The organism is Paenibacillus xylanivorans, assembly GCF_001280595.1.
Lineage (GTDB): Bacteria > Bacillota > Bacilli > Paenibacillales > Paenibacillaceae > Paenibacillus > Paenibacillus xylanivorans.
This window is the reverse complement of record NZ_LITU01000074.1, coordinates 1,209-12,379: the sequence shown is the minus strand read 5'-3', so window position 1 is coordinate 12,379 and position 11,171 is coordinate 1,209. Positions and strand designations below refer to the sequence as shown.

The window sequence follows — 11,171 nt, the reverse complement described above, 5'->3', positions numbered from 1 at the left end:
AATCGCCGTAACTTGTTCTAACGCAGCATTTTGAGTTACCTTCTCCATTTGAATTCCTCCTAAGTGTTTGTATGTGGACAATTCGAATCATAACTGTTAGTTATCTAACTGTCAACCAACTAATATTTTTTTGACAAGCCAATAGGATCGCTGTATAGTTTATTTACTTACAATTAGATTCCTAACAATCACAGGAGGGAAGATTATGAAATCCCAAAAGGAAACGCCTTATCTGGATTTATTTCAGATTATCGGTCTTAAGTTAAAGAAAAGAGCGGACGAGAGTATAAAAGAGCTGGGGCTAAACGCTCAACAAGGAAAAGTAATCGATTATATTTACGAAAACCAAAATAGTCATATTATTCAAATGGATCTTGCAGATCGGTTTCATCTACGTCGGGCCAGCATTACAAGTATGCTTCAAGCTCTAGAGCAAAAAGGGTTAATCGAGCGTAAAATCCCGGCCAATAATGAACGGCAAAAAAACATATACGTATTGCCAAAAGCGATTGAACTGATTGAAGACTTTCAAGACTCTTTCCGAAAGGTGGAGGAAGAAATCGTTCAAGTCCTTACCGACGAAGAGAAGCAAGTATTAAAGAATTTGTTGATCAAAATCAATGAACGCTTGTAATAGAAGGAGAAATCTACCTGACACTACTTTTAAAGAAATACCTAAAGGGCACCAATGTAGTTTATTAGTGTTGATCAGCCTAAAGCCGTTAATCTGTGTGATATGATGATTTAACGTTTTTTTTGTTATGAAAATAGCTCGATCAAATTTTGGAGAGATCAGATTCAGTAATTATTGCTGAAGTTATTAAGCAAAATGAAAATTTCCAATCTACTTTATTGGCAGAACCAGGAACACCAGAGGGCGATTTTGCTGAGAAAGACAAAGCACAAGGTAAACCAACTTTTGTTTCATACGAAGTTAAAGTGGAAGAAGTAATCGTTGGAGAAGATGTTAAGGAAACCACTAACTTATTTTATAATGCTGATTTCATAGGTGTCGAACCAGATTTAAAACCTAGTATGAGAATTGTTACTTCTGTAAAAAAAGGAACAGCACCTGAACAAGAAAGAAGTTATTCTTTTACTAGGTATGCCACATATTATGTTGTAGATGAAAATTATGTTATATCTGCTTATCAAGGGAATAATGATGAGATGAGAAGTTTTACGAATCAAACAGATAGAAAAACACTAAGTAATGGTGACGACACTTTCGTTTAGCAGAAGAGAGGCATTAGATCACGATCATGAAGGGCCACAGAATAAGTGGTTACTTTTCAGATGTTGTTGTAGAGGGACAAGAACTTGTACCGATTGCCGAAATGGACAAGAACATATTCTGATTACCGATTAGATGATCATCTAAATAATAAGCATATGTAGTTAAAACCTCAATAACACCATGATGCATGACAGTTTTTCTCATTGTTATGGAACAACTCTTTGAGGAGAGGCGAACAGAGGCGGCTAGGTATGTCCATAAAGCGAATTATTGGTACTTGAACAAGGTGTGATATCAAACAATGTCGAATCTATTTAAGTAAATAATTGGGGATGGAGATGATAGAAAGGTGAGAGATTTTTGATAGAAACAAAACGTCTTATAATTAGAGAAATGGTGCAGTCCGATTATGATGCATTGTGCGGAATATTGTGTGATGAGGAAGTAATGCGTGCTGCTTATGAAAGTGCATTCAACTTAGAAGAAGCACAAAATTGGCTTAACAGACATCTTAAAAGATATGAAGAGTATGGTTTTGGACTTTGGGCTGTTGTATTAAAAGAAACAAACGAAATGATTGGTCAATGTGGCTTGACAATGCAAGGCTGGAGAGAAAAAGAAATTTTGGATATAGGATTTTTGTTTCAAAAAGCGTATTGGCACAAAGGTTACGCAACAGAAGCGGCAATTTCTTGCAAGGAATACGCTTTCTCAGTTCTTAATGCAAATAGGGTTTATTCTATTATTAGGGACACAAATATACCCTCTCAAAAAGTTGCTGTTCGAAACGGTATGAATATTATTGATAAAGATACTAAGAATTTTAGGAATATAGATATGGAATTTTTTCTGTATTCTGTAGAGCGAACAAAATGAGCATAATACAAAGTAAAAAACAATTGATAATGTAATATGCCTTTAAATGCTATTATGAAAGTCAAATTCATAAATTCCAAGTTGTAGAGATAATTTTGATTCTCAATCGTTTTCAATTGCGAATATAAAAGCACGGCAGTTATGGCTAGTGAGGCTCCACTGCGAACAAGTTTCTTACCGAACTGTTTCGGACAAATCAAAGGCTGACGGAAGGCCTCCTACTGACCGCTTTCCAGGTAATTGTCCAGTAGCGCCCTCTCTCAGAAGCACACCCAGTGTTGGTTTAAAGTTCTTGGTTCTTACGAATTGTGTTTTGGTGGATACCTATTCCTTCTGGATCAATAACCAATCAGCATTGGCTGAAAAGTGAATTTGAGAAGTTTATCAACGAATGAATCCTATCTCATTAACAAGCAATAACCTTCAAAGAAAAGGGCATATTAACTGATTTCTGGCATTTTAAGAATTTAACAAAAATGTTAATAGACGGGGCAGGTTGAGTGTGATACCATTGGTTTAACTTAAAACGAAAAGGCTATGATGAGAAATAGTAGGTATTAGGGATCTCACAGAGAGAAGATGGTTGGTGCGAATCTTCATTGAACTAATAGTGAAGCAGTCTCGGAGCTGTGAACCGAACAGAGGAATCTCAGTAGGCTTCAACGGAGTTCCACCGTTATTCAGGAAACAATATCGGAGATATCCCGTATTGATCGAGTGCAGAGAAATCTGAATTTAGGTGGTACCACGGACATAATCGTTCGCCCTAAGTTGACATGTAATATGTCAGCTTAGGGCTTTTTTGTTTTATTCTTTTTCGTTTAAACATATGCAAAACATTTTCCAAGAATAAATAATAATTAAAATGGAGGTATTGAGCATGGTTAAAATGACACCAGATGAGTTAAGAAAATCATACATTGACTTTATGAAAGGAATAGGGGCAAACCAAGTACCCTCTTCTAGCTTGTTACCAGAAAATGATCCCTCAACGCTTTTTACGGGAAGTGGAATGCAACCTATGGTTCCATATTTATTGGGGGAAAGGCATCCAACAGGCAATGACATTGCTAATATTCAGAAGTGTTTAAGGACAGGCGATATTGATGAAGTAGGAGATACGTCGCATCTGACATTTTTTGAAATGGTAGGTCGATGGGAGTTTAAAGCAAATGAAAATCACTATAAGAAAAAGCAAATCGATGCCGTTTGGAATTGGCATATTAAAGAATTAGGAATTGATCCTGGCAGACTATATATCAGTGTTTTTATAGGAAGTGATGATTTGAATATACAGAAAGATACGGAAACCATTCAAATCTGGTCAGAAAAATTTAAATCAGTTGGTATAGAACCTATCGTTGAAGATGATCCGTATCAATATGGGGCATCTAGAGGTGGGAAAATATTCTTATACGATGAAAAAGAAAATTGGTGGAGTCGATCCGGAAGTCCATTGAATATGCCTGTTGGTGAACCCGGTGGGCCTGATAGTGAAATGTTCTACGATCTTGAGCCAGACGGTGATTCACTGGATCATCCTGCTTCTGAAAGCGAGAGGTTTTTAGAAATTGGGAACAACGTATTTATGTGTTACAAAAAAGAAGACACAGGATTTGTAAAAATGAAAAATCCCAATATTGATTATGGAGGCGGATTAGAAAGGGTTGCAACAGCCCTTAATGGAGACAAGGATATTTATAATACGGCTTTCTTCCTTAATCCCAAGAAAAAATTGATGGAGATAAGTGGTAAACAATATACTGACGATTTAAAGTCGTTTAGAATCATACTTGATCATGTGAGAGCGGCTACTTTTCTAATTAATGATGGTGCGGAGCCAGCGAATAGTGATGCAGGGTATATAACAAGAAGGTTATTAAGAAGAGCCATTCGAGCAGGTAAAAAATTAGGTATACAAGGCAGTTTTGTGGGTGAGTTGTCTGAAGTTTATATCGATGAAGCAACAGCTTATGAAGATTTGACGGGTAATAAAAAGAAAGTTATCGAAATAATAAATAAGGAAGAAAATCTTTTCTATAGAACTTTGCAGCAAGGAGAATTTGAAATACAAAAACATCTTAAGAATAAGGGTAAAGTTACAGGTGCAGATGCTTTTTATTTTTACGAAACATATGGGTTTCCCTTGGAGTTGACGGAAGAGTTTCTAACTGAAAGTGGATATAGCATTGATGATAAGGCTTCTTATTTAGAGGCGGCAAAGAAACATGCTGAAAAGAGTAGAACTGCTTCTGCGGGTAAATTTAAAGGTGGATTAGCTGAACATTCAACAGAAACAACAGCGCTGCACACGGTATCTCATTTATTACTTGCTGGTTTAAGGGAAGTTTTAGGTGATCATGTTCATCAACAAGGAAGTAATATTACTTCAGAACGATTACGGTTTGACTTCAACCATGATGAAAAACTTGCGCCAGAGCAAATAGCTGAGGTGGAAAAGTATGTGAATGATGCGATTTCATCAAAAGCAGTTACCTATATTTCAGAGATGCCTAAAATTGAAGCGAAAGAAAGTAATGTTGAAGGGAATTTTTGGGATAAATATCCGGATATCGTTAAGGTGTATACAATCAAAGATAACGAAGGGAAAGTTTGGAGTCGAGAAGTATGTGGAGGACCTCATGTAGAAGATACAACAAACTTAGGAAAGTTCAGTATTAAAAAAGAACAATCTTCTGCTGCTGGAGTTAGAAGGATTAAAGGGGTAATTAATAAATATTTCCAGAACGCGAAACAATAGCTGATGTTTTTGGATTGCCATTTGTAACAACGTTATGAGTTGCCGGGAATCCAGGATGAATGATAAATTGTCGCGGGACACAAACATTGTTCCTTTCAAAGTCGCTATTATAGCGGCTTTTTTTGTGTTAAGGAACCAAGTTCTTGTCCCAAGGTGAGGACAAGAACTTTGTACCATTACCGAAAAGGACAAGAACATTGTGTAATTTCGGTTTAGTTAATTATCTAAATAGTATCATGATGTAGATTATCTGGCGAGATAACAGCACGATCTCTTGAAAGGATGCTTTATAGTCCATTAACTTCCCCTGCCTGTCTGAAATCATTGTCTATATTACGTCGACAAGTAGCCACGAAATCCTTATCATAGTTTTCTAATCTTTAGTTCAACTTATATAGCAAGAATCAAAACTTTACCTAAAGAAACAACGTTAGAACATCTATATTGAATGCGAATTACATAATGATTTTAGAATAAATAATTTCAAGTTTTAAAGTTGATGAATCATATAAATGTTGTATCTATGATTATAATATAAACAATACTACACAGAGTATTAATGCAGGGAATTGAAGCGAGAGTGTTCTGGATAATTCGTTTTCGTTACCTTGAGAACGGGTCAAACGCGAACCAGAAGTGCTTGCTTCCAATTGACCGGTTTTACTATGTAGGAAGCTGAATTCTGGCGAGGAGATATTCAACGAAAGTATGTGAAAATTTAATTTTATTGGGACTTATGTTAATGGAAAAATCATTGACTTAAGCCCTGATGGGAGAAAGGAAAGATGTTTGCGTGAACAGCAAGGAAACCAACGGTGCTTCGTACGAAAGTGTGACAGATCAGCAGCTTCAGGATCAGTTGAAATATTATAAAGAACGAGCCCCAGAGTATGATGACTGGTGGTACCGTCGAGGCACATTTAATCAAGGAGACGAAGCCAATCAAATCTGGTTCGATGAGATCAGTACGATTAAGGATGCTTTTAAAGCTGAACATTTTCATGGTGACTTTCTTGAACTTGCGGCGGGGACTGGCACTTGGAGTAGTCTGTTCTTAAAAGAAGCCCTTATATTGACCATTGTAGACGGTTCCGAAGAAATGCTTTCGCATAATCCGGTAGTATCTGAACCCAATGTAAGAACGATCATTGCAGATCTTTTCAGTTGGTCTCCGGATCAGTTATACGATTCAGTTGCTTTTACTTTTTGGATATCTCATTTACCCAGAGAGAGACTGGCGAGCTTCTTCACCATGGTATCACGCTGTTTGAAGCCCGGAGGGAAAATGTTCTTTATCGATGATCGAGAAGTAGCAGGAACCCGTGAGTCTCATGTAGTGGGGACATCTGGGCAAACGATGGTTCGGAAGCTTAATAATGGTGATCATGCTACTATAGTAAAGAATTTCTTTGGCGATAAAGAGATTGAGCAAATTGCCGCTAGTGTGGGAATTGAATTGCATGTCCATTGCACCCCTAAGTACTTTCAGTATGGGATAGGGTCCAAAACTGTCTAAAGCAGCACAATACAGATAACACCAAATGTTCGGTGGAAATAAAGAATTAGACTGGAGTCGTTGATTTAACGCGGTTTTTGAATTAAAGAATCGTCAGCTTTTTTAATGATACAAATTTTTGAAGTTCATTTATTTCGTGGAAAGGTACCGTCGGAACCATTTGAACGGGCTATCGGATCTAAAATTCCTCACGTTTTTTATCGTTCGCCAAAGCCAAAGTTCGAAAGTTCGAGATTTGATTTTTGTGAAATTCCCAAAGGAAACAATCAGGTTACTAACGGTAAATAATAAAATCCAATAATTATTTCATTCAATATGATTCGAGGGATAAAGATTCTTGTCTTTTTATAGCTCAAATGTTCTTGGAAAGGTACTGGTCCTTCGCATATTTCTGTTGAGTAGACAGTGACTTAAGGAACCACTATCAAAGTGTTTTTTGAGCAGGATGACTCAGAAAAGAGCTGTAAAGCAGAAGAAGTAGAGGGAGCAGCTCAGTTCCCTAGAGCACCTCGAGTAAAATAAAAAAGCCGGATGATTAGAAAAGAAATATATAAATGATTCAACTACCCTGTTGAATCGAGATATTATTGACGGATAGCCGATATTGGTAAGCAACTGACAGATCTGCTCTACTCGGACAGCTTATTGACCTCTAGTACTAAGACTCACAACATTAACCGTTTCTCGCCGCTAAATTATTTCCACTACTTTCCTTGTCTTTCTTCCCTCCGCGAAAATATAACGAGTACAATGGCTAACAATCTCATCGAGGGAATAGTCATATTATCAGATCATAAAATTGTTGAACGAGTTTAAGAGACATTTATTTAGGCTGGAAAGCTTCAACTGGAGATCGTGCAGCAGATAAGAAGAAGTTTAAAACGATTTATAATAAAAAGCCAGCGCTTAAATGTTGGCTTTTTCTTCATATGTAAAGATAGATAAACTGAATTCGAAATCATTTATTTCTAAGAATAGAGGCGAATGTATGAGCAACCCGAATATAATAACTTTATGTCAATTTACAAAAATGTCGAGGGACAAGAACATATTCCCCTAGCACACTGATATTTGGTTTTACCCCATGTTTCGATCGATACGCAAAGCAAATAGCCCCCACGAATGGACGGGGCTAAGATTTGAACGGTTCAATTTATATTCCATAGTTATACGACCCTGCGCGTTCTACGATTATATTCCAGTCTTCTTCTTCAAAAAGGATGTTGTTCTCATCCTCGGGTTCGCCGATCTGTACTTCAAGGAAGACCAACCTGGTTTCAGCGAAAATAGAATAGACGCTCTCCGAGATCATCGCGAACTGAGTGCCCAGAGTCATCTGTGTGACCTGTCCGTTGATAAGCAATTGACCGCTGCCTGCAAGTACCGTCCACGCTCTACATCCTGCCCGGTGCCATTTCAACCCGATATGTTTGCCCGGTAGAACTGTTATGTTTAATGTGGTTACAGTTGTATTTTCATCTTCTACCGAACTCTCAATGACACGATAACTGCCCCAGGTTGCTTCACCATACATCGGTTTTAATGGCAAGCTGCCCAATTGCGCTTTAATTTCATTTGAATTATTTTTGTTGGCAATGAGAATGCCGTCCGGACTTGCGGCAGCGATAATACCTGGCACGCCAATGACTTGGATGGGGTAGGGAAGCTCGTTAATAATATAGGAATCGGAGGAAGAGCCCGAGATTCCACCGTGTCCGAATACATGGGAATCTAACTGTGCACACAGCGTATCCCAGCTTCCGATATCCTGCCATACTCCCTTATAAGGTAGGACTACGGCCCGCTGCGCCTTTTCTGCAACATGCTTGTCAAAACTGCGTTCAGGCAACGCTTCATACAGGGACGACAATTGATCATAATGAACCGGCAGCCCCATTTTTTTAATATGGGATATCATAAACGCGACGGTGAACGCGTACACACCGCAGTTCCATAGTGCCCCACGTTGTAGCAGAGTTTCAGCAATGGTGGCTTCGGGTTTTTCTATAAATTGTGTTATGGGCGCATAAGCATTACGTTCTTCCCCACCCGGCAGGATGTATCCATACTGTTCTGAAGGATGTGTAGGCCTTGTCCCAATTAAAGCGATATCGGCTTGAGAATGTTTCAATATGTCCGGCAGTAATTGGAAGTTGCCGAAAAAATCTTCACCTGCGAACACATCAGCTGGCGCGATACAGATCACATCGTCATCTTTGGCCATCCGGAAGGATTGCAGATATAACGTCGCTAAGGCCGCCGCAGTAAAAGTGCCTCGTTTATAAGGTTCCCCGATGACTGGTATTTTGCCTTGAGTATGTCGAGCCGTAATATTAGCCTGATCCTGATGTGAAATAATGAGCGTTGAATCCGTTAGGGATGAACTGTCAAGCTGGCGGCATACTCTGCTGATCATGGATTCCCTACCTCCAGCGGGTAATGGAAGTATATCTATGAACAGCTTGGAGCGAAGCTCATTGGATAACGGCCAGAGCCTTTTGCCAGAGCCGCCGCACAGCAGTACGATATGCATGGACTTCCTCCTTAAGCTCAGGGAGCTTTACTATAGATTTTCCGTTTATGAAAGGAAAGAGAACGGTATTTAAGAGCCAGATTACGGATTTGTTGCTCTTTTAACGAAGAAGCGTTCACATTCAGACTTTTATTCATGGAACTTCTAAGGACCATGCTGCCTGGGTTCTTCGTATACATAAAATTGGCATACGTTTCATACTCGGAGAAACCAAACTGCTTCTTCTTATTGATATTGGAGATGATCGCTTTGTACCATGGCAGCTTATGAACCGCTTCAATTTTCTGTTTCAAGGCAGAGAGTTTAGATTTGTCGAACAGCATATAATGGGTGACAAAAGAGCGGGGACGCGGAGCTTTCATGCCTAACAACTTGCTGTAGGTATTGAAATATTCCGGCTGGCTCCAGTCACGACAGTAAAATACTGTTTTGCCTTCTACAATAAATGAATGAGGTTTAATCAGTACGGTATCCGCATCCATGACTAGAAAGTACTTTGCCTTCACAATGGAATCTCCGTTCATTTTGAGCAGCTGCTGATATAACCAGCCTGACCGATTCCATCGGGAGGACTGGTAGTGTATCTCGTTTTTGGTTATAGGCAGGACGGATCGCTCATTAACAAAAATGCAGTTTTTACGGGAACATAGTTTTCTGATTTTGGTGCTGACCGGAGAAACAATATATATGCTTCCAATGGGATGCTTTACATAACGGCGAATGTTATCGATGACGAGGGGAAGGGTAGCCAAATCTTTCTCGATCGCTGGTATAAGAACATCAATCTTAGGGGCATTATTCAACCGGAGTCCACGCTGGACGGACATCTTCTCAACTCCTTGCACAAATCGTGATGACTTATTATATGGTATGTGTGCAAAAGTGTTTTGGTCAGGGCATGTGCAAATATACATTTTTTACGAATAGGGGCTTTTGTTGAGGGTTCCTTTATCGGTATTACATATAATGCATGCAGGATCTTGATCAAACAGCGAGCTTTGATGCGGTTGCTGAAGGGAGAGTTTACAACATGGGAGTTGATAAATTGCAGCCGTTAAGAAGCAAGTGGTTAAAAACAAAATTGATCATTAATAATGAATCAATTAAACCGTTTATCCCCGACACACAGAAATATAACAAAACGAATCTGAAATCCATGATCAGCAAATATGGAATGGTCTATGTCAAACCCGAGAGAGGTACTTACGGGATGGGTGTTATTAAGGCCGAGATGGACAGTCATCAACATTTTGTCTATCAGATAGAGCAAAAACGCCTGACGTTTGACAGCTTTGAATCGTTTTATAGCAGTCTGACTCGTTTGGTGCATAAAAGAAGTTATCTGATTCAGAGAGGAATCCATCTGCTTAAGCACAATAACAGACGTTTTGACATCCGAGTCATGATACAGCTAAGCCCGACCAAACATTGGGAAGCTACCGGAATCATCGGCCGACTGGGTCATCCAAAGAAAATCGTAACCAATTATCATAGTGGTGGTACACCGATGGATATTCACAAGCTGCTACAATCGCATGCATCCACAAAACGCAGGAATGAACTGGTTCAGGAGATGAATGAGCTTAGCCTGCGCATAGCTCGTCATATGAAAAAAAAGTACCCTTATCTAATGCAAATCGGTGTGGATATCGGCCTTGACCACAGTCTGAAACCCTGGATTATAGAGGTAAATGTCAAACCGGACCCATTTATATTCAATCAATTAAAGGACAAGACGATGTATCGCAAGGTAATACGATATTACCGCCATGCTATGCCCAAAAAAACAGAATAACAGACCGGATTTTTCATAGGAATGGATGGAGAAGGTTTCAAGCTCAAGAGTCGCCAATGTGGCGACTTTTGAGCTTGAACTGCGTTTTAGGGTCTGAATAATGCAATTCATCCCAATTCGACTCCGAAACCTATGCTAAAATAGTATATTCGAGAGTGAAATTCAGAGTCGATGTCGATGAAAGGCGGATGTTCCCCCATGTTCAATATTGCAATCTGTGATGATGAGGAGCAGCATATACAGTAAGGAAGGGGGGTTCGTTCTGCATCTCATTTAGCAGGGCGATTTATAAGAAAGATTAATATATCTGAGGAAGCTCCTTTGATAATTGAGGATCACTTAGATTATTTCTACGAACAAATTGTAAATGTTCAGATGAAGAGCCAACGTTGTATTGATGCAAGAACTCTTTTTTGGGTTATTGAAAAAATAGTCATTCAATTCAGCGAAAAC

The 11,171-nt window shown here is 39.0% G+C and carries 8 protein-coding genes and 1 other annotated feature; of the genes, 6 read left to right on the top strand and 2 right to left on the bottom strand.

Features of this window, described 5'->3' with window-relative positions; translation table 11 throughout:
* The first annotated feature begins 205 nt into the window (after window positions 1–205).
* The 5 genes from AMS66_RS23120 to AMS66_RS23100 all read left to right on the top strand — a co-directional run bounded on the left by AMS66_RS23120 (window position 206) and on the right by AMS66_RS23100 (window position 6,390).
* On the top strand, window positions 206–634 hold the full coding sequence (locus AMS66_RS23120; RefSeq protein ID WP_053783041.1) for a MarR family winged helix-turn-helix transcriptional regulator: 429 nt from the start codon (window positions 206–208) through the stop codon (window positions 632–634).
* Between the two features lie 149 nt (window positions 635–783).
* Window positions 784–1,236 carry a hypothetical protein gene (locus tag AMS66_RS23115; RefSeq protein ID WP_053783040.1) on the top strand — a complete coding sequence of 151 codons (453 nt, stop codon included), beginning with the start codon at window positions 784–786 and terminating at the stop codon, window positions 1,234–1,236.
* A 361-nt stretch (window positions 1,237–1,597) separates the two neighbouring features.
* Window positions 1,598–2,113 (top strand): GNAT family N-acetyltransferase, encoded by a 516-nt coding sequence (locus tag AMS66_RS23110; RefSeq protein WP_082350866.1) that lies wholly within the window; start codon window positions 1,598–1,600, stop codon window positions 2,111–2,113.
* Window positions 2,114–2,641: 528 nt separating this feature from the next.
* Window positions 2,642–2,885, top strand: a binding site (T-box leader).
* Between the two features lie 108 nt (window positions 2,886–2,993).
* Complete coding sequence (locus AMS66_RS23105; RefSeq protein ID WP_053783039.1) at window positions 2,994–4,874, top strand: alanine--tRNA ligase; 1,881 nt, start codon at window positions 2,994–2,996, stop codon at window positions 4,872–4,874.
* A gap of 793 nt (window positions 4,875–5,667) precedes the next feature.
* A complete protein-coding gene (locus tag AMS66_RS23100) occupies window positions 5,668–6,390 on the top strand; it encodes a class I SAM-dependent methyltransferase (RefSeq protein WP_053783038.1) in 723 nt (240 codons plus the stop codon).
* 1,153 nt (window positions 6,391–7,543) lie between these two features.
* On the opposite strand, the gene AMS66_RS23095 is transcribed toward AMS66_RS23100, so the two are convergent.
* Together AMS66_RS23095 and AMS66_RS23090 are read right to left on the bottom strand one after the other, a co-directional pair.
* Window positions 7,544–8,923: a sugar phosphate nucleotidyltransferase gene (locus AMS66_RS23095; protein ID WP_053783037.1), complete on the bottom strand. Its 1,380-nt coding sequence runs from the start codon at window positions 8,921–8,923 to the stop codon at window positions 7,544–7,546.
* Window positions 8,924–8,940: 17 nt separating this feature from the next.
* On the bottom strand, window positions 8,941–9,750 hold the full coding sequence (locus AMS66_RS23090; protein ID WP_053783036.1) for a DUF6492 family protein: 810 nt from the start codon (window positions 9,748–9,750) through the stop codon (window positions 8,941–8,943).
* A 203-nt stretch (window positions 9,751–9,953) separates the two neighbouring features.
* Here AMS66_RS23090 and AMS66_RS23085 point away from each other — a divergent pair, with 203 nt between their 5' ends.
* The gene (locus tag AMS66_RS23085; protein WP_236703589.1) at window positions 9,954–10,718 is read left to right on the top strand and encodes a YheC/YheD family protein; all 765 of its coding nucleotides are present in this window, start codon (window positions 9,954–9,956) and stop codon (window positions 10,716–10,718) included.
* The last annotated feature ends 453 nt before the right edge of the window (window positions 10,719–11,171 follow it).